Source organism: Paracoccus sp. (in: a-proteobacteria) (assembly GCF_030538755.1).
GTDB lineage: Bacteria > Pseudomonadota > Alphaproteobacteria > Rhodobacterales > Rhodobacteraceae > Paracoccus.
Genome location: NZ_JAUNTJ010000009.1, coordinates 38,931 through 57,787, shown reverse-complemented (window position 1 = coordinate 57,787; position 18,857 = coordinate 38,931). Strand labels below are relative to the sequence as shown.

The following is an 18,857-nucleotide window of genomic DNA, read 5'->3' as shown; positions in this document are numbered from 1 at the left end:
TGGCTCAGGGGTGAATGGTGTCGCGGTCGGTCACGATCAGGTCCAGCGGCTGATCGAACGGGCCAACCGGCACCGCCGCAACCTGCTGGCAGGCAAAGGCAAAACCGATGGCCGTCACCGGCCCGGCGGCGCGCAATTGCGCCAGCGTGCGGTCATAGAAACCACCGCCATAGCCGATCCGCTGCCCCGCCCGGTCAAAAGCGGCCAGCGGCACGATCAGCACCTGCGGCACCAGCACCGGCGCTGATTCGGGCGGGTGCCGAGTGCCGAACGGCCCGGCATCCAGCGCCGCACCGGGTGCCCATGCGCGGAAGATCAGCGGCACATCGCGGCCCGGCACCACCGGCAGGCACAACGGCCCGTCATGCGCGGCCATGGCAGGCAGCGGGTCGGCCTCGGCCCGCATGGGCCAGTATCCGGCCAGCACCTGCCCGGCATGGGGGGCCAGCGCCGCGCGCAGCCGCGCAACCGCCACTGCCGCATCGCCGCCCTGTTCGGCCCGCGCAGCCAGCGCCGCCGCCCGTAATGCCGCCTTGTCGGTCACAGCAAAACCACCGTCGCCAGCCCCAGAAACGCAAAAAAGCCGATCACATCCGTCAGCGTGGTGACGAAGGTGGGCGAGGCCAGCGCCGGGTCCGCCCCCAGCTTGTCCAGCGCCAGCGGCACCAGAATGCCCCCCACCGCCGCGACCGTCAGGTTGATAATCATCGCCGCGCCGATCACCCCGGCCAGCGCCGGATCGCGGAACCAGATCCACGCCACCGCCGCGATAATGGCCCCAAAGGTCGCGCCGTTGACCACGCCCACGGTCGCCTCGCGCATGACGATGCGCCACATATTGGCGGCGGTCAGGCTTTTGGTGGCAAGGCCGCGCACCACGACCGTCAGCGTCTGTGTGCCCGCATTACCGCCAATCGAGGTGACGATGGGCATCAGCACCGCCAGCGCCACGATACGGGCAATCGAATCCTCGAACAGAGCGATAACGGCGGCGGCCAGCAGCGCGGTAAAGATATTCGCGCCCAGCCACGGCACCCGCTGGCGCACGGTTTCCAGCACCGTATCCGAAATCGAGCTTTCGTCGCCAACCCCTGCCAGACGCAGGATATCTTCCTCGTGTTCTTCGTCCAGAACCGACATGGCGTCGTCGATGGTGATAACCCCCACCAGCCGGTCGGCGTCATCCACGACCGGGGCGGAAATCAGGTGATACTGGTTGAACACATAGGCCACATCGCTTTCGTCGGCGGTGGCGCTGATGGTGCGGAAACTGTCCTCGGCCAGATCGCGCAGCGGCACGTCGCGCCCGCTGGACAGCAGCCGGCCCAGCGTCACATAACCGATGGGCTGGTGGCGCGGGTCCACCAGAATGATGTGATAGAACTGTTCGGGCAGGTCGTCTTCGTGCCGGCGCAGATAGTCGATGGCCTCGCCCGCTGTCCAGTGCTCCGGCCCTGTCACCACCTCGGACTGCATCAGACGACCGGCGGAATATTCGGGATAGGTCAGCGACTGCTGCACCGCCGCCCGGTCGGATTCGTCCAGCGCGGCAAGAATTTCCTGCCGCTCGCCTTCGTCCATGTCCTCGACCAGATCGACAACATCGTCGCTGTCCATCTCGCGCACGGCCTCGGCCAGCACCTCGGGGGGCAGCGCGTCGATGACCTGATCGCGCACGGCCTCGTCGATTTCGGACAGGATCTCGCCGTCGATCTCGATCGAATAGAGGTCCAGAAAGACGCGGCGCTGCGCCGGGGTCAGCCGCTCGATGATGTCGGCGATGTCGGCGCCGTGCATCGGTTCCAGCAGTTCTTCCAGCCGGGCGGCGTCCTGATCGACGATGGCCTGATTGATCTGGGCCAGCAATTCGCGCCGGGGCAGGAAATCGTCGTCATCGTCCAGTTCGGCGGGCGCAGCAGGTTCGGCCGGTTCGGTCAGGATCGGCGCGGCGGTGTCATCGTCGTGCTTGCGGCTGTCGTCGGTCATCGGCGCCCCCTGTCAGGCCGTTTGGTTCAGCAGCGCCAGCGCCGCGCGATGCAGTTCGGGCGTCGCGGCGGCGATGATCTGCCCGCCGCCGGACGGGTCGCCGCCCTGCCAGTCGGTCACGATCCCGCCCGCCGCGCGCACCACGGCAATCGGCGCCACCACGTCATAAGCCTGCAAACCGGCCTCGATCACCAGATCGACATGCCCCAGCGCCAGCAGCGCATAGGCATAGCAATCCATGCCATAGCGGGTCAGCCGCACCTGCCCGGCCACGCGGTGAAAGGCGGCGGCTTCGGCGGGGCTGCCGACCTCGGGGTAGGTGGACATCAGCGTCGCCTGCGCCAGATCGGTTGTCTGACGCACCGCCAGCGCGGTTTCGCCACGCGGACCCGTCATGCGCGCCAGACCAAGGCCGCCCTCGAACCGTTCGCCGGTATAGGGCTGGTCGATCACCCCATAGAGCGGGCCGGTTTCATCGCGCAGCCCGATCAGCACGCCCCATGTCGGCGCACCGCAGATAAAGGCGCGGGTGCCGTCGATAGGGTCCAGCACCCATGTCAGCCCCGACCGGCCGGGTTGGGCACCGAATTCTTCGCCCAGAATCGCATCATCGGGGCGGCGCTCGGCCAGGATGGCCCGCATCGCCTGTTCCGAGGCGCGATCCGCCGCCGTTACCGGATCAAACCCGCCCGCCAGCTTGTTTTCCGCCGTCAGCGGGCTGCGGAACAAGGGCAGGATGGCCTGGGCCGCCTGATCGGCCAGCGCATGGGCCGTGTCGATGATGGCGCGGTGATCGTGCTGTGGCATGGCTGTATCCCAAAGTCTGCGCCGGGCACAGGGACGCCCGCGTGGATTTGGCAACCTTGTGCCAGCATGAGGGACAAAGGGAAAGGGGCGCGGTTCGATCCGCGCCCCTCCTCCCCGTGTGTTTTTTGACAGGTGGATCTGCCGCCCACTCTGCATTATGTGCATTTACTCGCTTAAGGAGAGTAAAGCGGTATTTGATTAACGCCCCCTCAGGCGGCGTCAGACAGCACCCGCGCCAGTTCGAAAATCTGCCGACGCTGCGCGGCGGGCATGGCGTAATAGGCCCGGACCAGTTGCAGCGCCTCTTTGTCGGCGATGATGTCGCCTTCGATCTGCTCCATGATCTGGCCTTCGTTCAGGCCGTCGAAGAAAAAGCTGACCGGCACGTCAACCGCCCGAGAAATATCCCACAAACGCGAGGCAGAAACGCGGTTCATCCCGGTTTCATACTTTTGAATCTGCTGGAACTTGATGCCAACCTTTTCGGCCAGCTGTTGTTGTGTCATCCCGATCATCCACCGACGATGACGGATACGCTTACCAACATGAACATCGACACCGTGTTTCATGACAACCCCTTATTCAATCTATAATCGGCCTACCCCAGCAAATTGCAATTTTCGAGCGCCAATATGGTTAATAAGCCCCATCCTGACCAAAAAGACAGGTCATTTACTGCACATCATGCAAATTTGCAGCGGATCGGCCGGTCCGTTACTATCCGTCTGGAAACAAAGGCAGGAAATAAACCATGCTCAAGGCAGCCGAGATAGAATCACAGGGCGCCGCTCCACGCCTGATTGCGATTGCCGCCCCGGTTCCCGGTCCCGGTGACGTTCTGGTGCAGATGAAAGCCGCCGCGCTCAACTTTGCCGATCTTCTCAAGGCGCAGGGCCGCTATCAGGAAGCCGAGCCGTTCCCCTTTACGCCGGGGCTGGAGGGCGCGGGCGTGGTCATCAGCGCGCCGGGTGACAGCGGGCTGACGCCGGGGATGCGGGTTGCGGTGAACTTTCCCGGCACGCTGGCGCAGCAGATGCTGGCACCGGCCAGTGCCTGCGTTCCGATCCCCGATGCGGTCAGCGATGAGCAGGCCGCCGGGTTCCAGATCGCCTATGGCACCAGCCATCTGGCCCTGACCCTGCGCGGCGACCTGCGGGCGGGCGAAACGCTGGCGGTTCTGGGCGCGGCAGGTGGTGTGGGGCTGACGGCGGTGCAGATCGGCGCGGCCATGGGCGCGCGGGTCATCGGCATCGCCCGTGGTGCCGACCGGCTGGCGGCGGTGCGCGCCGCCGGTGCGCATGAGGTTATCGACAGCAGCAGCACCGGTGATCTGAAACAGGCGCTGCGCGATCTGGGCGGGGTCGATGTCGTCTATGATCCGGTCGGCGATGCGCCGGGGCTGGCGGCCTTTGGCGCGCTGCGTCCGGGCGGGCGGCATCTGGTCATCGGCTTTGCCGGGGGCAGGCCGCCTGCCCTGCCGCTGAACCACGCGCTGGTCAAGAACATCGCCATCCACGGCTTTTACTGGGGCGGCTATCGCAAGCTGGACAGCACCGCCCTGCGCGCCAGCCTGACCGAGCTGTTCGCCATGGCCGCCGACGGACGCCTGCCGCCGCTGACGCAGGAAACCCTGCCCCTTGACCGCGTGGCCGACGGCTTTGCCCGGCTGCGCGACCGCGCCTCGACCGGAAAGGTGGTCATTACCCTGTGAGATGCGGCATTTTACGCAGTTACGGCATTGAAAAAATGGCCCGGCCGGACAATATTGCCTTGCAACGAACGGGGGCATCCCCCTACGCCGATACGGATTTACGGGAGAGTCATATGGCAGAATACAACACCTTCCGCACGGCCCAGAGCGGTGTGGCACAACAGGCCGCAATCGACGAGGGCCTGCGTTCCTACATGAACCGCGTCTATGGGCTGATGTCGGTGGGCATGGGCGTGACCGCAGTGGCCGCCTATGGCATTTCGCAGGCTGCGGTGTCGGCCAACGGCACGCTGTCGCCGCTGGGTGTCGCGCTGTATACCAGCCCGCTGAAATGGCTGGTGATGTTCGCGCCGCTGATTATGGTCTTTGCCTTTGGCGCGGCGCTGAACCGGCTGTCGGTTCAGGGCGCAACCGTGCTGTTCTATGCCTTCGCCGCCATCATGGGCGTGTCGATCAGCTCGATCTTTCTGGTGTTCACCGGCACGTCCATCGTGCAGACCTTCCTTGTGACGGCCATCGCCTTTGCCGGCCTGTCGCTGTGGGGCTATACCACCAAGAAAGACATCTCGGGCTGGGGCAGCTTCCTGATTATGGGCGTGATCGGCCTGATCGTCGCCTCGATCGTGAACATCTTCCTGCAATCGTCGGGGATGCAGTTCGCCATCTCGATTTTGGGCGTGCTGATCTTTGCCGGTCTGACCGCCTATGACACCCAGAACATCAAAAACACCTATCTGCAAATGCGCGACAGCGGCGATGAATTCGTAGGCAAGACCGCGATCATGGGTGCGCTGAAACTGTATCTGGATTTCCTGAACCTGTTCATGTTCCTGCTGCAATTCATGGGCAACCGCGAATAATCGCCGCCCCATACAGACCAAAAGGCCGGGCCACATGCCCGGCCTTTTTCGTTGGTTAATGCAGGCTGCAAGCGCCCCGGCAAGCCTTTGATTAATAATGGAATATGGCGATCCCGGAAGGAATCGAACCCTCAACCTGCCGATTAGAAGTCGGCTGCTCTATCCAGTTGAGCTACGGGACCGCTGTGCCGCTTTTGCGCCAAGCGCGGGGCGGGATCAAGTGTCGCTTACGGTGCAATCCGACAGCAGATCAGCCGCATCGCCGTCAGGGCCGTAAAAGAACATCCCGTCGCTGCCTTTGGCGTGCAGTTCATACGGGCGCGCCTCATCGACCGAGCGATAGCGGGTGCCTGACCCCGACACGACCTGAATCATGGCGATCTGCTGGCCGTCGATATGGGCAACGGCAAAGGATTCGCCTGTCGGCACCGTCACATAGGCCACCGGCACCTGCACCCCGCGTTCGCATGTGAACGTGACCTGCGATATAAACGCCCCGTCCTCGGGCCGGTTGGTCTGTTGTTGCGCCAGCGCGGGGGCCGCGCCCAACAAGGCGACAGCAAGGAAAAAGCGTGCGGTCATGTGTTGCGTCCTTCTGGCAAGCTGCTGCATCGGTCACAGCGCCCGCGTCATGAATACGCTGTTCGGGTCGGCCCGGTAATCGCCAAAGGGATCACATTCCTGAAAACCGGCCCGCGCATACAGCACCCGCGCCGCGTCAAAGGTGGGCTGCACCCCGGTTTCCAGCGACAGGCGCAGCAGACCGGCGGCGCGCGCCTGATCCATCAGATGGGCCAGCAGGCGATGCGACAGGCCGCGCCCGCGCGCCTCGGCCAGAATGTGCATGGATTTGATCTCGCCATGGGTGGGGGCGATCCGCTTGATCGCGCCCATGCCCAGCGGCTGCCCGGCATCGCGCAGCACATAAAAGGCGATGTCCGGCGCAACCAGTTCACCACGATCCAGCATGTGATTCGATTCGGGCGGCGTGTCTGCCGTGCAGGCCAGATGATGCCGGTCGAACAGCAGCGCCAGATCCCCGGCCAAAGGGTCCTCGCGCGTGATCGTCAGTGCGTCCAAGGCGCGCGCCGGTCGGTGGCGAAGTTTTCGCCATAGCCGCGCGGGCGCACATTGGCCGCGCGCGGATGCGAATTGCGCACAACATAATCCAGCCCGTGTTCGCGGGCATAATCTTCGGCCTGCTTGCGGGTTTCGAATTTCAGCCGCACCTGGCTTTGGGTATCGTCGCTGCTGGTCCAGCCCATCAGCGGGTCGATGTCGCGCGCATCGGCATGGGGAAATTCCAGCACCCACCCTTTGGTGCGGGCAGTGCCCGATTGCATGGCATTGCGGGCGGGCTGATAGATGCGAACGCGCATGGCGATATTCCCTTGGCTTGCGGACCCGCAGTTTATCGCCAAAGCGGGCACGCGGATCAAGCCCCCGGAACAATTTGCCGCGCCAGTCGTTGCCTTGGCACAACCCACAGCCGAACCCCGAGGAGACCATGAAACGCACATTCCTTGCCATCCCCGCTGCCCTGCTGCTGGCCACCCCCGCCCTTGCCCAGTCGGATACCCCGTCAGAACCGCAAGGTCTGGTGGCGCAGGTCGCATCGGCTGACGGCACCGATATGGGCAGCGTCACCGCCGCGCCCACCCCGTCTGGCACCATGCTGCTGACCGTCTTTCTGAAAGGGCTGGAGCCGGGCATCCGCGCGATCCACATCCATGAAACCGGCGCCTGCGACGGCCCCGATTTCCAATCCGCCGGCGGGCATCTGGCCAATGGCCATGACCACGGCATCATGGCCGAGGCAGGCCCGCATCCCGGCGATCTGCCCAACATCCATGTCCCCGACAGTGGCGAGGTCCGGCTGGAGCTGTTCGCCCCCGGCATCACCACCGAGATGCTGACCGATGCCGACGGGGCCGCCTTTGTCATCCATGCGCAGGCGGATGATTACAGCGGCCAGCCTGCCGGTAATGCGGGCGACCGGATCGGCTGCGGCGTATTTGCTGCGGTGGAAAATTGAACTCTGACGCGGTTTGCGCGTTAGGCCGCTGTGAAACATCTGAAAGGGAGTAAGACATGAAGACCGCCAAGCTGCTGCCCCTCATCGCTGCCCCTGCCCTGCTGGCCGCCTGCACCGTGGTCCAGCCGGTCGAGCCGGTGGTGGTTCCCGTTACCGTTACGCCTGCGGGCGACACCTGCAATGCCGCCGCCTATCAGGCCTTCGTCGGCCAGCGGTCGCCTGCCGTCAGCCTGCCTGCGGGGACCGAGTTCCGGCATTATCGCTCGGGCGATCCGGTGACGATGGACAACGTGCCGACCCGGCTGAACTTTGAATACGACCGCCGGGGCGTGCTGACCGCCGTGACATGCGGCTGATGATGATCTGAACCGGGGCGGGCAGCCTTTGCCCGCCCTGCCCCCAGGATAAAGGAAACCCAATGCACCCGGCCTTGCGCGCCCTGCCCCTTGTCATGATCGCTGGCGCTTGCGCCGCCCCCTCGGGGCCGCCGCGCATCACCCTGTCAGCCGACACCTGCAACACCGGCGCGCCGCCCGCCGTCACCGGCATGAATGTCGGCGAAGTCTTTGCAGGCACCGGCCAGCGCATGGTCATCGTGTCGCCGGGCCAGAATGCCCCGACAGATTACAGGCCGGGCCGTCTGGTCGTCTTTGTCGATGACAAAGGCTGGATCGGCCGCGCCGAGTGCCGCTGAGGCGCATCAGACCGGCATCAGCAGGGGGCAGATTGCCCGAGGCAGCACCGCAGCCGCTGCCCCGTTCATGGATCGGTCGGCGGCCATGGCCGCAACAGCCCGCCTGCGACCCCGCCGCCAAGGCGCAGCCACGCGAAAACCACGTTGCACACCAGTTCCTGCCGCCACCGCCGGATCGGCAGAACCAGCCCCACATCGCCGATGAACCCCATGTGAAACCTTTCACATCAGGAATGATCTGCGGCCAGATTTCCCTTATCCGCGCCGCTTTGACCGCTTGTTCCCGCCGCGCTGCCCGGCGCGCCCTGCACTGCTGCGACCACCGGCACGGACGGCATCTTCGGCTGCTTGCTCGATGGCGGACTGGCGCGCCAGCGGGTCATCGGAAACCGCCAGTTCGACGGCCTCCAGCCGCTTGACCTCATCGCGCAGCCGGGCGGCCTCTTCGAATTCCAGATTCTCTGCCGCCTTGCGCATCTGCCCGCGCAGCGCATCCAGATGCGCGGCAAGGTTGGCGCCGACCATGGGCCTGTCCACCTTGGCCGTCACCCGCGACTGATCGGTATCGCCCTGCCACAGCCCCGCCAGCACGTCATCGACATTCTTGCGCACCGTCTGCGGCGTGATGCCGTGTTCCTGATTATAGGCCATCTGCTTGGCCCGCCGACGCTCGGTCTCGGCCAGGGCGCGTTCCATGCTGCCGGTGATCTTGTCGGCATACATGATAACCCGGCCATCGGCATTCCGCGCCGCCCGGCCAATCGTCTGGATCAGACTGGTTTCCGACCGCAGAAACCCCTCTTTATCGGCATCCAGAATGGCCACCAGCCCGCATTCGGGAATATCCAGCCCCTCGCGCAGCAGGTTGATGCCGATCAGCACGTCAAAGGCCCCCAATCGCAGATCGCGCAGGATTTCAATGCGCTCGATCGTGTCGATGTCGCTGTGCATATAGCGCACGCGGATGCCCTGTTCGTGCAGATATTCGGTCAGATCCTCGGCCATGCGCTTGGTCAGGGTCGTGACCAGCGTGCGCATCCCGGCGGCCGAAACCTTGCGCACCTCGTCCAGCAGATCATCCACCTGCATTTCGACCGGGCGGATTTCGATCACCGGGTCCAGCAGGCCGGTGGGGCGGATCACCTGTTCGGTGAAAACCCCGCCGGTCTGATCCAGTTCCCACCGCTGCGGCGTGGCCGATACGAACACCGACTGCGAGCGCATGGCGTCCCATTCCTCGAACTTCAGCGGGCGGTTGTCCATGCAGGACGGCAGGCGGAAACCATGTTCGGCCAGCGTGGCCTTGCGGCGATAGTCGCCCCGATACATGCCGCCGATCTGAGGCACGGAAACATGCGATTCATCGGCAAACACGATGGCATTGTCGGGGATGAACTCGAACAGGGTCGGCGGCGGCTCACCCGGCGCACGCCCGGTCAGATAGCGGCTGTAGTTCTCGATCCCGTTGCAAACGCCGGTGGCCTCCAGCATTTCGAGGTCAAAGTTGGTGCGCTGTTCCAGCCGCTGCGCCTCTAACAGCTTGCCCTCGGCATTGAACTGTTCCAGCCGCTTGACCAGTTCGGCGCGAATCCCCTTGATCGCCTGCTGCAAGGTCGGGCGCGGCGTTACATAGTGGCTGTTGGCGTAAATCCTGATCTGCCGAAAGGTGTCGGTCTTTTGCCCGGTCAGCGGGTCGAACTCGACGATCCCTTCCAGCTCATTGCCAAAGAAATCGAACCGCCACGCGCGATCTTCGAGGTGGGCGGGCCAGACCTCGATCACATCGCCGCGCACCCGAAACCCGCCGCGCTGAAAACTGGCATCCAGCCGCCGGTATTGCTGCGCCACCAACTGCCCGATGAACTCGCGCACATCATAGGACTGCCCGACGACCATATCCTGCGTCATCGCCGAATAGGTCTCGACCGAGCCGATACCGTAGATGCACGACACCGAGGCCACGATGATGACATCATCGCGTTCCAGCAAGGCGCGCGTCGCGGAATGGCGCATCCGGTCGATGGCCTCGTTGATCTGCGATTCCTTCTCGATATAGGTGTCCGACCGCGCCACATAGGCTTCGGGCTGGTAATAGTCATAATAGCTGACGAAATACTCCACGGCGTTATCGGGGAAAAACCCCTTGAATTCGCCATATAATTGCGCCGCCAGCGTCTTGTTCGGGGCCAGAATGATCGCCGGGCGCTGCGTTTCCTCGATCACCTTGGCCATGGTAAAGGTCTTGCCGGTGCCGGTCGCGCCCAGCAAAACCTGATCCCGCTCGCCCGCCAGAACGCCTGCGGACAGTTCGGCAATCGCCGTAGGCTGGTCGCCCGCCGCCTGAAACTCGCTCTGCATGACAAAGCGCCGCCCGCCTTCCAGTTTCGGGCGGGTGACTTCGGCAAAGCGGGCGACAGGCGCGTTGGTGTTGTTATGTCCCATGGCGCAAAGGTGTGCGCGCATCACGAAAAGTCAACGCCCACCCCCGACAAAACCCGCCGGCATCTTTGGTCCGCAAATATCCCGGGGGTGAGCGCCGGAACGGCGCGAGGGGGCTGGCCCCCTTATTTCCCCAGCACATCCTTCAGAAACGACAGCGCCACCGACAGCCCGTCGGGCGCAATACCATGCCCGGTGCCCTTCATCACATGGCCGTAAACCGTGAAGCCCGCCCCGGTCAGCGCATCCCCCGCCAATCCCATATCGGCAAAGGGCACCACCGGGTCCTGATCGCCGTGGACCAGCAGAACCGGCGGCTTCACCATCACGTCACCCAGTTGCTCGGGCACCAGCAGCCGCCCGGAAAAGCCGACGATCCCGGCCACCGCCTGATCGCGGCGCGGCAGCACATGCAGCGCCATCATCGTGCCCTGAGAAAAGCCGATGATCGCCATGCGATCTGCCGTCACCCCCTCATCGGCCAGCACCTTGTCCAGAAAGGCATTCAGATCGGCGACAGACTGTTCCATCGACGCGCGGGCCTGATCTTCGGACGATCCGTCCAGCCACGGGATCGGAAACCACTGATAGCCCATCGGGTTGTTGGCACAGGGTTCCGGCGCGTCAGGGGCATAAAAGGCCACGCCCGGCAGATGCGGCGACAGCGGATCGGCCAGCCCCAGCAGATCGGCACCATCCGCGCCGTAACCATGCAGGAACACCACCACGGCATCGGCATCCGCCGGTCCCTTGCGCGCAAATTTCAGATCCCGGCTCATGTCACCCCCTCGCGGCCTTTTGCCAGCCGGTAATAGGCCCACAGCCCCCGCGCCGCAACCGCGCGCCACGGGCGCCATGGTTCGGCCATGGCGATCAGCGCCGCAGGCGTCGGGCGGGCGGCCAGGTCATACATCAGCCGCGCCGCCTCTTGCAGCGCCAGATCGCCCGAGGCGATCACATCCGCCCGGCCAAGCGCGAATTTCAGGTAAATCTCGGCCGTCCAGCGTCCGACACCCGGCAAGGCGACCAGCGCAGCCATCACCTGATCGTCGGGCAGATCGCGCAAGCTGCGCCAATCCACCCCCGCCGCCGCGATCCCTTTCAGATAACGCGCCTTGGGCCGCGACAGGCCGGCGGCGCGCAGCTCATCCTCGGTCGCCACCGCAATCGCGGCCTGATCCAGCAAGCCCGCCGCCTGCATCCGCGCGGTGATCGCTGCCGCAGCGGCAACAGAAATCTGCTGGCCGACCACCGCATCGCAAATCGCCCCGAACCCATCGGCCCGCCGCCGCAACGGCAAAGCGCCAAGCTGCAGCAACACCCGCGCCCAGACCGGGCAAACCCTCGCCAGATATGCGCAACCCTCGTCCAGATCAGCCTGCGCGGCGATGATCCTCATCGGCGGAACCGCCCGGCCCGTCCGCCGCGCCGTTGCGGCGGGGCCGCTTTGGCCGCCACGCCTTCGGTCAGCACGGCAACCATGGGATGCGCCGCAGCGGCAGGCCGGGCCTTGGGGGCATAGCTGTCGATGACCAGCCGCATCGCCGCCGCGGCATCGACACCATCCGGCAACGACAGCGCCCAATCGACAAAGATCGACCGGCATTCGGCTGCGGTGATCCCCTCGATGCGGAAACTTTCGCGGATCAGCCCCTTTGGGTCGGCACGCATCAGATCAAGCGGTTCAGCCATGATATTCCGTCGCCTCCAGCCGCAGCCGCGTTTCCCATGCGCTCGAAATATGCGCGCGGATCGCCGCATCGGCCCCCGCCGCATCCCCCGCCGCAATCGCATCGACAACGGCCTGATGTTCATCCAGCGCCGCAATGCCGCGCCCCGCCGCCGCCAGCGACGTGCGCGCCATCAGCGCCATCGACCGATGCACCAGATCAAGCTGCTGCACCAGATAACGGTTATGCGAGGCCAGATGAATCTGCCGGTGAAACCGCCGGTTGGCCCGCGCCAGCGCCTCGGGGTTATCGACCGCGGCGTGATCTTCGGCCACCATCTGCGCCAGCACCCGGACTTCTTCCGGGGTGGCGTGGCGGGCGGCCAGACGCGCGGCCAGCGCCTCTAATTCGGCGCGGACGGTATAAAGCTCGGCCAATTGGTTGTGATCCAGCGTCGCCACGATCAGGCTACGCCCGTCGCGCACCAGCATCGCCTGCGTTTCCAGCCGTTGCAGCGCCTCGCGCACGGGGGTCCGCGACACGCCAAACCGCTCGGCCAGTTCCGATTCCACCAGCCGGTCGCCGGGCCGGTAATGCCCCGCATCAATCGCGGACAGGATCAGAGTGTAAGCATCTTTCATCCCGGCACATTCCGCCCGAACAACCGCGATTGCAACCCGCCGTCCACCCGCCTAAGCACAAGGCATGGATTTCGCCCGCGTCGAGTTCTGGATCTTTGATCTGGACAACACCCTGTATCACCCCGATGTCCGCCTGTTCAGCCAGATCGAACAGCGGATGACGGCCTATGTCATGCGGCTGCTGAACCTGCCCGAACATCAGGCCAGCCAGTTGCGGCAGGATTACTGGCGCCATCACGGCACCACGCTGGCCGGGCTGATGGCCGAACATGGCATCGACCCGCACGCCTATCTGGACGAGGTGCATGACATCGACTTTTCCGGCCTGTCGCCCGATCCCGGCCTTGCCGCCGCCATCGCCGCGCTGCCGGGGCGCAAGATCGTGCATACCAACGCCGACGCCGCCTATGCCGGGCGCGTGCTGGCCCACCGCGACCTGCCCGTGTTCGAGGCGATCTACGGCGTCGCCGAAACCGGCTTTCACCCCAAGCCCGACCCGCGCGCTTATGCCGCAGTTCTGGAAACGCATGGGATCGACCCCGCCAAAGCCGCCTTTTTCGAGGACGACCCCCGGAATCTGATGATTCCGCACGAATTGGGCATGGCAACCGTGCTGGTCGGCAACGGCCGCCACGGCCCGGACGAGTTGACCCCCGGCACGATCCACGGCAAACATGTGCAGCATCAGACACAGGATCTGACCGCCTTTTTGCTGGCCATCGGCGCAACGATGCCCGAACGATAACCGGGCGGCCACCACGCCACACCAAGGAAAGGACCAAGGAATGAGCGATAACGAAACCACGATGACCCCCGCAGAACTGGCCGCGCAGAACCGCGCCGAAAACCGTCTGGCCGCCGTCATCTTCGCCTGCATCGCGGGCATCGTGATCGTGCTGGCGTTGCTGGTGTTCATCGTCGGGCCGCAGATGCTGGGCTTTATCGGTCTGGCCGGGACGGTGCTGTTCTTTATCGTGATGCTGGCCTTTACCGCCGGGAAATAGGGCGGGCGTCACAGGCAAGGTGCGCGATGCAGACAGATCACGACGTTGACATTCTGGTATCCGGCGGCGGCCCAGCCGGGCTGATCGCCGCCACCGCCTTTGGGGCCGAGGGGTTTTCGGTGCTCTGCGTCGATCCCGCTCCACCGATCACAGACGAGGGCACGCAGGGGTCCGACCTGCGCACCACCGCCTTTCTGACGCCCTCGGTCGATCTGCTGAACCGTGTCGGGCTGTGGCCGCGCCTTGCCCCTCATGCCATGCCGCTTCAGGTGATGCGGATCGTCGATGCCGGCGGCACCCATCCCGACGCCCGGCTGACCCGCGATTTCGATGCTGCGGAACTGGGCGATGCGCCGTTCGGCTGGAACCTGCCCAACTGGCTGATCCGGCGCGAAATCGTCGCCCGGCTGGATCAGTTGCAGAACACCCGCTTTCTGCCCGGCACCGGCACCGCCGCACTGACCGTCCGCGACGAAGCGGCCTTTGCCACCCTGACCGACGGCAGCCGCGCCCGCGCCCGGCTGGTGATCGCCGCCGACGGCCGCAACTCGCCGGTGCGTCAGGCCATGGGCATCGGCGTGCGCACCATCCGCTATGGCCAAAAGGCACTGGCCTTTGCCGTCACCCACGACACCCCGCACAACAACGTCTCGACCGAGATCCACCGCTGGGGCGGCCCCTTCACGCTGGTCCCCCTGCCCGACCGCGAGGGCAAACCCTGCTCGGCCGTGGTCTGGATGGAACACGGCAGCGAAACCGCCCGCCTGCGCGCCCTGCCCGCCGCCGATTTCGAGGCAGAACTGAACGCCCGTTCTGCCGGGGTTCTGGGGCACCTGCGCCAGGCCACGCGACTGACCGAATGGCCGATCATCAGCCAGATCGCCGACCGCTTCAGCGCCCCGCGCACCGCCCTGATCGCCGAAGCGGCACATGTCGTCCCGCCCATCGGCGCACAGGGCCTGAACATGAGCCTTGCCGATCTGGCCGCACTGATCGAGCTGTCGCGCAACGACCCCGGCAGCCCCGACAGCCTGACCCGCTATCACCGCAGCCGCCGCCCCGAGGCACTGGCCCGCCTGACCGGCATCGACGCGCTGAACCGCGCCAGCATGGTCAGCCTGCGCCCCCTGCGCGACCTGCGCGCAGCCGCCTTGGGCGGGCTGTATGGCATCGCCCCGGTGCGGCGGATGATGATGCGCGCCGGTCTGGGCGTGCGCTGACACGCCCCCGGTAAACGCGCGCCGCCGCCCGACAGCACAACCGCCCCGCTTCCTGTTTGCCCAAATACGCACCTTTGGGCACGATCCCATGCCGCCCCCGCAGCGCCGCCCAAACAGCAAAAAGCCCGGCGCGAACCGGGCTTTCCACGCCGCGTCACATCAAACCAAAAGCGCCGCTCAATCAGTCCAGCGCACGGCGGTCAGATCGTTCGACTGGTTCGGACTGTTCGCCCACAGCCCCTGAATGCGGGCATCGGCCACGCCGGTCTTGCCCAGTTGGAACAGAAAGGCGTTGACGTAATCATCCGCGATCATTTCCTGCGCCTGCCGCAACAAGGCGCTGCGCTGTCCGGCATCCACGGTTTGCGCCAACTGATCCATCAGCGCCACGAACTCGGGCCGGGCATAGCGGAAATAGTAATCCTCGCGGGCGTAGATATCTATGTCCATCGGCTCGGTATGGGCGACGATGGTCAGATCAAAGTCGCCGCCCTTGAACACGGTTTCCAGCCATTGCGCCCATTCCATATTGGTGATCTCGGTCTCGATCCCGACGGCGCGCAACTGCGCGGCCAGAATCTCGCCGCCACGGCGGGCATAGGTCGGGGGCGGCAGGGCCAGCCGCAGCCGCAGACCATCCACCCCGGCATCAGCCAGCAGCACGCGGGCCTGATCCGGGTCATAGACGGAACGGTCGGTCAGATCGACATAATCCGGGTTATGCGGCGCGAAATGGCTGCCGATGGGCGTGCCGCGCCCGAACATGGCACCGTCGATGATTTCCTGACGGTTGATCGCATGGGCAATCGCCTTGCGCACCTGCACATTATCCAGCGGCGCTTTGGCGTTGTTCATCGCCAGAATCGTCTCGCCCTCGGTGGTGCCGACGATCACCTGAAAGCGCGGATCGGCCTCGATCTGCGGCAGAGTTTCCGGCGCGGGATAGTTGGGGAACACATCCACATCCCCCGCCATCAACGCGGCATAGGCCGCCGTCGGATCGCTGATAAAGCGGAACGTCGCCTGACGCAGCGCCGGCTTTTCCCCCCAATAATCGTCAAAAGCCGTCAGAACGACCCGATCCCCCTGACGCCATTCGGCCAGCCGAAACGGCCCGGTCCCGACCGGATTCGTCGCGATCCGATCGACCGAGGCCGGGTCCAGCATCACCGCATCGCCCCATGACATCTTGAACGGAAAGCTCCCGTCCGGCTGCGACAAGGTGATGCGCACGGTCAGCGGGTCAACCGCCTCGACGCTTTCGATCCCTTCGAACAGCACCTTTTGCGCATTGGTCGAATCGGCGGCACGGGCGCGATCCAGCGTGAACACCACGTCGCTGGCGTCGAAATCGGCCCCGTCGTGGAATTTCACCCCCTCGGCCAGATGAAACACATAGACGCGCCCATCGTCCTGCACATCCCAGCTTGTCGCCAGACCGGGCAGGATGGCGCCATCTGGACCAACGCGGGTCAACCCCTCGAACAGGTTGGCGTAAACCACCTCGTCCACGGCGGCGGCGGCACCGCTGGTGGGGTCAAGGTTCGGCGGCTCCAGCACCATGCCCAGTGTGATTGTATCCTGCGCGGCCAGCGCCGCCCCGGCGGTCAGCACCAGCGCAAGCGCCGAAGATTTCAACAGATCCAGCATGGTTCCCCCCTGACTGATGCGAGGAACCTTAGCCGCAGCGCAGCGTCGATCAAGCCCTTTCAGGCAGGAATTGCTGCACCGCACCCGCCAGCGTCAGCCACAGCGAGGTTATCATCAGCCCCCAATGCGCCCAGCTTGCGGCGTGAAAATCGACGATCACCGCCCACAGCGCAAACACGACCCATGCAATCGCCATCGGCAGCGTTACCGCGCGCCAGCGTTCGGTGCGGACCGGATGCACGAATTTCACATTGGTAAACATGGTCACGCCCAGCACCACGATCACCAGCAGGCTGATCGTCCAATGCGGGTGCAGCGCAAACAGCACCAACACGACCATATTCCAGCAAGCGGGAAAGCCCGCAAAGGAATTATCCCGCGTTTTCATGCGCGTATCTGAAAAATATATGACACTGCCGTAAACGATCACGATGATCGCCACCCAGCCCGTCCAGCCATCCAGCAGCCCGGATTTGAACAGCGCATAGGCCGGGATGAACACATAGGTCAGATAGTCGATGATAAGGTCCATCAGCACGCCGTCATAGGTCGGCCAGTTCTGCTTGACCTCGTATCGGCGCGCCAGAGGGCCGTCGATCCCGTCCACGACCAGCGCCACGACCAGCCACCAGAACATCAGCGACCAGTTTTCCTGAACCGCGGCCAGCATGGCCAACATCGAAAGAACCGCTCCGGTGGCGGTCAGCAGGTGAACGGACAATGCCTTGAAACGCAGGTGCATCCGGCCTTTTCGCAGGTTGCGCCCCGCGCTGCAAGGCGGCACGTCAACGCAGGATCGGCGGCCCTTTGGGCGGTTTGGGCGCAGGGGCAGGTTCGGGCGGCGGGGTCAGATCGAACAGCAGCGCACCGGCGGGGGGCGGCGTTTCGGCAAAGCCGATGTCCACCCCGCCCGGCTGCGGCGGCAGAAAAGCCAGCGTTTCCGACAGCGCCTTGGCGATGGCTGGCTGGCGCGCAGGCTCGGCCCCGGCGATCAGCAGCACATGGCCCTCGCCTGCACCGGCCAGCGCGGCACCCGCAATCATCCCGCGCAGATCGGCCAGCCGCTCGGCCAGCGGACCGGCCAGCGCGGCCACGGTGTCAGAGCGCGGCGGACCAGCCGCCAGCCGCGCCTCGTCCGGCACCGGCGCGCTGGCCAGCGCGGTTTCCAGCCAACCCAGCGTCTGCGCATCCAACAGCATTTCCGAAGGCGCGCCGGGGTTGAGCAGCAGGCCCACGCCCTCGGCCCGCAGCATCGCGGCCAGCACCCGCCCCGGCAGCGCGGCATAGGCCACCGGGCCGCCCAGAAACCCGGCCAGCCGCGATTCCTCGTCCGCGGCCAAGGCCACGCGCGCGCCCGGCAGATCGAAGATGCGCAGATCGACGGTATCGCCCGCAGGCTCGGCCATCAGCGCCACAGATAATTCGGTATCGGCCAGGCGCGACAGAATCCGCGCGCGGGCGGGCGCATCGGCATCGTGGAACGGGGTCTGGCACAGATCATCCAGCGCGGTCATCGCAGAACCTCTTTGATGGCTTGCCGCAGGTCCGGCAGCAGATCGGCACCGAACCACGGGTTACGTTTCAGCCAGCCCGTATTGCGCCAACTGGGGTGAGGCAAGGGAAACATGCCCGCCGGGGCATCGCGCCACGCCGCCACGGTCGCCGTCACATCGCGCGCGCCCATATGCCAGCGGATCGCCGCGCCCCCCACCAGCAGCGTCAGGCGCGGCGACAGTTCCGCCATGACCCGCGCCCGCCATGTCGCGGCGCAGAGCGGCGGCGGCGGCAGATCGGCCCCGCGCGCGTTATAGCCCGGAAAGCAAAAGGCCATCGGCACGATGGCGATGCGGTCGCGGTCGTAAAAGGTCGTCTCGTCCACGCCCATCCAGTCGCGCAACCGCTGACCCGAGCGGTCGGCAAAGGGCCGCCCCGCCAGATGCACCCGCATCCCCGGCGCCTGCCCGGCGATCAGCAATCGCGCACCGGGCCGGAACCAGACAACCGGGTGCGGCGCATGGGCGGTCGCCGTCAGCGCAAAGCGATCCGCGCACAGGCGGCAGGCACTTATGTCATCGGTCAGATCACTCATGATCCCGAGATAGGGTGCCGGTAACGAAATCTAAGGAAAATCATGCCAAGG

25 protein-coding genes and 1 tRNA gene are annotated in these 18,857 nt (G+C 65.3%); 8 read left to right on the top strand and 18 right to left on the bottom strand.

Translation table 11 applies throughout. The features are described 5' to 3' along the window. Positions 1-4: 4 nt before the first annotated feature. The 4 genes from Q4G14_RS07490 to Q4G14_RS07475 form a co-directional block, all read right to left on the bottom strand. The gene (locus Q4G14_RS07490) at positions 5-544 is read right to left on the bottom strand and encodes a 5-formyltetrahydrofolate cyclo-ligase (RefSeq protein ID WP_303361116.1); all 540 of its coding nucleotides are present in this window, start codon (positions 542-544) and stop codon (positions 5-7) included. Further along, the gene (mgtE, locus tag Q4G14_RS07485; protein WP_303361115.1) at positions 541-1,986 is read right to left on the bottom strand and encodes a magnesium transporter; all 1,446 of its coding nucleotides are present in this window, start codon (positions 1,984-1,986) and stop codon (positions 541-543) included. The genes Q4G14_RS07490 and mgtE overlap by 4 nt, the downstream gene beginning before the upstream one ends. A 12-nt stretch (positions 1,987-1,998) precedes the next feature. Further along, on the bottom strand, positions 1,999-2,793 hold the full coding sequence (gene hisN / locus Q4G14_RS07480; RefSeq protein ID WP_303361114.1) for a histidinol-phosphatase: 795 nt from the start codon (positions 2,791-2,793) through the stop codon (positions 1,999-2,001). 209 nt (positions 2,794-3,002) lie between these two features. Then, positions 3,003-3,362 (bottom strand): helix-turn-helix domain-containing protein, encoded by a 360-nt coding sequence (locus Q4G14_RS07475; protein ID WP_303361113.1) that lies wholly within the window; start codon positions 3,360-3,362, stop codon positions 3,003-3,005. Positions 3,363-3,544: 182 nt separating this feature from the next. Here Q4G14_RS07475 and Q4G14_RS07470 point away from each other — a divergent pair, with 182 nt between their 5' ends. Together Q4G14_RS07470 and Q4G14_RS07465 are read left to right on the top strand one after the other, a co-directional pair. Next, a complete protein-coding gene (locus tag Q4G14_RS07470; RefSeq protein ID WP_303361112.1) occupies positions 3,545-4,504 on the top strand; it encodes an NADPH:quinone oxidoreductase family protein in 960 nt (319 codons plus the stop codon). A 113-nt stretch (positions 4,505-4,617) separates the two neighbouring features. Then, positions 4,618-5,364, top strand: a complete 747-nt coding sequence (locus tag Q4G14_RS07465; protein WP_303361111.1) for a Bax inhibitor-1/YccA family protein — start codon at positions 4,618-4,620, stop codon at positions 5,362-5,364. Positions 5,365-5,469: 105 nt separating this feature from the next. Here the strand turns inward: Q4G14_RS07465 and Q4G14_RS07460 are convergent. The 4 genes from Q4G14_RS07460 to Q4G14_RS07445 form a co-directional block, all read right to left on the bottom strand. Beyond that, positions 5,470-5,546: transfer RNA gene (locus tag Q4G14_RS07460), tRNA-Arg, on the bottom strand. 34 nt (positions 5,547-5,580) lie between these two features. Continuing rightward, the gene (locus Q4G14_RS07455; RefSeq protein WP_303361110.1) at positions 5,581-5,946 is read right to left on the bottom strand and encodes an MliC family protein; all 366 of its coding nucleotides are present in this window, start codon (positions 5,944-5,946) and stop codon (positions 5,581-5,583) included. Between the two features lie 33 nt (positions 5,947-5,979). After that, positions 5,980-6,411 carry a GNAT family N-acetyltransferase gene (locus Q4G14_RS07450; RefSeq protein ID WP_303361165.1) on the bottom strand — a complete coding sequence of 144 codons (432 nt, stop codon included), beginning with the start codon at positions 6,409-6,411 and terminating at the stop codon, positions 5,980-5,982. A 20-nt stretch (positions 6,412-6,431) separates the two neighbouring features. Next, positions 6,432-6,743 carry an ETC complex I subunit gene (locus tag Q4G14_RS07445; protein WP_303361109.1) on the bottom strand — a complete coding sequence of 104 codons (312 nt, stop codon included), beginning with the start codon at positions 6,741-6,743 and terminating at the stop codon, positions 6,432-6,434. Positions 6,744-6,871: 128 nt separating this feature from the next. Here Q4G14_RS07445 and Q4G14_RS07440 point away from each other — a divergent pair, with 128 nt between their 5' ends. The 3 genes from Q4G14_RS07440 to Q4G14_RS07430 all read left to right on the top strand — a co-directional run bounded on the left by Q4G14_RS07440 (position 6,872) and on the right by Q4G14_RS07430 (position 8,093). Next, the gene (locus Q4G14_RS07440; RefSeq protein ID WP_303361108.1) at positions 6,872-7,399 is read left to right on the top strand and encodes a superoxide dismutase family protein; all 528 of its coding nucleotides are present in this window, start codon (positions 6,872-6,874) and stop codon (positions 7,397-7,399) included. Between the two features lie 56 nt (positions 7,400-7,455). Next, positions 7,456-7,755 (top strand): I78 family peptidase inhibitor, encoded by a 300-nt coding sequence (locus Q4G14_RS07435; RefSeq protein WP_303361107.1) that lies wholly within the window; start codon positions 7,456-7,458, stop codon positions 7,753-7,755. A gap of 62 nt (positions 7,756-7,817) precedes the next feature. Further along, a complete protein-coding gene (locus Q4G14_RS07430) occupies positions 7,818-8,093 on the top strand; it encodes a hypothetical protein (protein WP_303361106.1) in 276 nt (91 codons plus the stop codon). Positions 8,094-8,158: 65 nt separating this feature from the next. Here the strand turns inward: Q4G14_RS07430 and Q4G14_RS07425 are convergent, their stop codons facing one another. From Q4G14_RS07425 to Q4G14_RS07400, 6 genes are all read right to left on the bottom strand, one after another. Next, positions 8,159-8,305, bottom strand: coding sequence for a hypothetical protein (locus Q4G14_RS07425; protein ID WP_303361105.1), 147 nt, complete (start codon positions 8,303-8,305; stop codon positions 8,159-8,161). A 43-nt stretch (positions 8,306-8,348) separates the two neighbouring features. Next, positions 8,349-10,535 carry an excinuclease ABC subunit UvrB gene (uvrB, locus tag Q4G14_RS07420; protein ID WP_303361104.1) on the bottom strand — a complete coding sequence of 729 codons (2,187 nt, stop codon included), beginning with the start codon at positions 10,533-10,535 and terminating at the stop codon, positions 8,349-8,351. 122 nt (positions 10,536-10,657) lie between these two features. Beyond that, a complete protein-coding gene (locus Q4G14_RS07415) occupies positions 10,658-11,311 on the bottom strand; it encodes an alpha/beta hydrolase (protein ID WP_303361103.1) in 654 nt (217 codons plus the stop codon). Further along, complete coding sequence (locus Q4G14_RS07410) at positions 11,308-11,931, bottom strand: DNA-3-methyladenine glycosylase (protein WP_303361102.1); 624 nt, start codon at positions 11,929-11,931, stop codon at positions 11,308-11,310. Before Q4G14_RS07410 ends, Q4G14_RS07415 begins: the two co-directional genes overlap by 4 nt. After that, positions 11,928-12,224, bottom strand: coding sequence for a hypothetical protein (locus tag Q4G14_RS07405; RefSeq protein WP_303361101.1), 297 nt, complete (start codon positions 12,222-12,224; stop codon positions 11,928-11,930). Before Q4G14_RS07405 ends, Q4G14_RS07410 begins: the two co-directional genes overlap by 4 nt. Next, entirely contained in the window at positions 12,217-12,843 is a 627-nt protein-coding gene (locus Q4G14_RS07400) for a GntR family transcriptional regulator (protein ID WP_303361100.1), read from the bottom strand. The genes Q4G14_RS07405 and Q4G14_RS07400 overlap by 8 nt, the downstream gene beginning before the upstream one ends. A 64-nt stretch (positions 12,844-12,907) precedes the next feature. On the opposite strand from Q4G14_RS07400, the gene Q4G14_RS07395 reads away from it, so the two are divergent. Genes Q4G14_RS07395 through Q4G14_RS07385 form a run of 3 tightly spaced genes read left to right on the top strand, consistent with a single transcriptional unit; the run spans position 12,908 to position 15,067 of the window. Beyond that, entirely contained in the window at positions 12,908-13,588 is a 681-nt protein-coding gene (locus Q4G14_RS07395) for a pyrimidine 5'-nucleotidase (protein ID WP_303361099.1), read from the top strand. A 40-nt stretch (positions 13,589-13,628) separates the two neighbouring features. Beyond that, entirely contained in the window at positions 13,629-13,847 is a 219-nt protein-coding gene (locus Q4G14_RS07390; protein ID WP_303361098.1) for a hypothetical protein, read from the top strand. Between the two features lie 26 nt (positions 13,848-13,873). Beyond that, a complete protein-coding gene (locus Q4G14_RS07385) occupies positions 13,874-15,067 on the top strand; it encodes a UbiH/UbiF family hydroxylase (RefSeq protein ID WP_303361097.1) in 1,194 nt (397 codons plus the stop codon). A gap of 177 nt (positions 15,068-15,244) precedes the next feature. Here the strand turns inward: Q4G14_RS07385 and Q4G14_RS07380 are convergent, their stop codons facing one another. From Q4G14_RS07380 to Q4G14_RS07365, 4 genes are read right to left on the bottom strand one after another with little or no spacing between them, the layout of a single operon-like run. Beyond that, positions 15,245-16,717, bottom strand: coding sequence for an ABC transporter substrate-binding protein (locus Q4G14_RS07380; protein ID WP_303361096.1), 1,473 nt, complete (start codon positions 16,715-16,717; stop codon positions 15,245-15,247). 49 nt (positions 16,718-16,766) lie between these two features. Next, a complete protein-coding gene (locus tag Q4G14_RS07375; protein WP_303361095.1) occupies positions 16,767-17,459 on the bottom strand; it encodes a phosphatidylcholine/phosphatidylserine synthase in 693 nt (230 codons plus the stop codon). A gap of 43 nt (positions 17,460-17,502) precedes the next feature. Further along, entirely contained in the window at positions 17,503-18,231 is a 729-nt protein-coding gene (locus Q4G14_RS07370) for a hypothetical protein (protein WP_303361094.1), read from the bottom strand. Beyond that, positions 18,228-18,806 carry a uracil-DNA glycosylase family protein gene (locus Q4G14_RS07365; RefSeq protein ID WP_303361093.1) on the bottom strand — a complete coding sequence of 193 codons (579 nt, stop codon included), beginning with the start codon at positions 18,804-18,806 and terminating at the stop codon, positions 18,228-18,230. Before Q4G14_RS07365 ends, Q4G14_RS07370 begins: the two co-directional genes overlap by 4 nt. Positions 18,807-18,857 lie beyond the last annotated feature (51 nt).

Coding starts and splice junctions, on each gene's coding strand:
- mgtE (WP_303361115.1), bottom strand. CDS start 1,986: ATGACCGACGACAGCCGCAAGCACGACGATGACACCGCCGCGCCGATC.
- hisN (WP_303361114.1), bottom strand. CDS start 2,793: ATGCCACAGCACGATCACCGCGCCATCATCGACACGGCCCATGCGCTG.
- Q4G14_RS07475 (WP_303361113.1), bottom strand. CDS start 3,362: ATGAAACACGGTGTCGATGTTCATGTTGGTAAGCGTATCCGTCATCGT.
- Q4G14_RS07470 (WP_303361112.1), top strand. CDS start 3,545: ATGCTCAAGGCAGCCGAGATAGAATCACAGGGCGCCGCTCCACGCCTG.
- Q4G14_RS07465 (WP_303361111.1), top strand. CDS start 4,618: ATGGCAGAATACAACACCTTCCGCACGGCCCAGAGCGGTGTGGCACAA.
- Q4G14_RS07455 (WP_303361110.1), bottom strand. CDS start 5,946: ATGACCGCACGCTTTTTCCTTGCTGTCGCCTTGTTGGGCGCGGCCCCC.
- Q4G14_RS07445 (WP_303361109.1), bottom strand. CDS start 6,743: ATGCGCGTTCGCATCTATCAGCCCGCCCGCAATGCCATGCAATCGGGC.
- Q4G14_RS07440 (WP_303361108.1), top strand. CDS start 6,872: ATGAAACGCACATTCCTTGCCATCCCCGCTGCCCTGCTGCTGGCCACC.
- Q4G14_RS07435 (WP_303361107.1), top strand. CDS start 7,456: ATGAAGACCGCCAAGCTGCTGCCCCTCATCGCTGCCCCTGCCCTGCTG.
- Q4G14_RS07430 (WP_303361106.1), top strand. CDS start 7,818: ATGCACCCGGCCTTGCGCGCCCTGCCCCTTGTCATGATCGCTGGCGCT.
- Q4G14_RS07425 (WP_303361105.1), bottom strand. CDS start 8,305: ATGGGGTTCATCGGCGATGTGGGGCTGGTTCTGCCGATCCGGCGGTGG.
- uvrB (WP_303361104.1), bottom strand. CDS start 10,535: ATGGGACATAACAACACCAACGCGCCTGTCGCCCGCTTTGCCGAAGTC.
- Q4G14_RS07415 (WP_303361103.1), bottom strand. CDS start 11,311: ATGAGCCGGGATCTGAAATTTGCGCGCAAGGGACCGGCGGATGCCGAT.
- Q4G14_RS07410 (WP_303361102.1), bottom strand. CDS start 11,931: ATGAGGATCATCGCCGCGCAGGCTGATCTGGACGAGGGTTGCGCATAT.
- Q4G14_RS07405 (WP_303361101.1), bottom strand. CDS start 12,224: ATGGCTGAACCGCTTGATCTGATGCGTGCCGACCCAAAGGGGCTGATC.
- Q4G14_RS07400 (WP_303361100.1), bottom strand. CDS start 12,843: ATGAAAGATGCTTACACTCTGATCCTGTCCGCGATTGATGCGGGGCAT.
- Q4G14_RS07395 (WP_303361099.1), top strand. CDS start 12,908: ATGGATTTCGCCCGCGTCGAGTTCTGGATCTTTGATCTGGACAACACC.
- Q4G14_RS07390 (WP_303361098.1), top strand. CDS start 13,629: ATGAGCGATAACGAAACCACGATGACCCCCGCAGAACTGGCCGCGCAG.
- Q4G14_RS07385 (WP_303361097.1), top strand. CDS start 13,874: ATGCAGACAGATCACGACGTTGACATTCTGGTATCCGGCGGCGGCCCA.
- Q4G14_RS07380 (WP_303361096.1), bottom strand. CDS start 16,717: ATGCTGGATCTGTTGAAATCTTCGGCGCTTGCGCTGGTGCTGACCGCC.
- Q4G14_RS07375 (WP_303361095.1), bottom strand. CDS start 17,459: ATGCACCTGCGTTTCAAGGCATTGTCCGTTCACCTGCTGACCGCCACC.
- Q4G14_RS07370 (WP_303361094.1), bottom strand. CDS start 18,231: ATGACCGCGCTGGATGATCTGTGCCAGACCCCGTTCCACGATGCCGAT.
- Q4G14_RS07365 (WP_303361093.1), bottom strand. CDS start 18,806: ATGAGTGATCTGACCGATGACATAAGTGCCTGCCGCCTGTGCGCGGAT.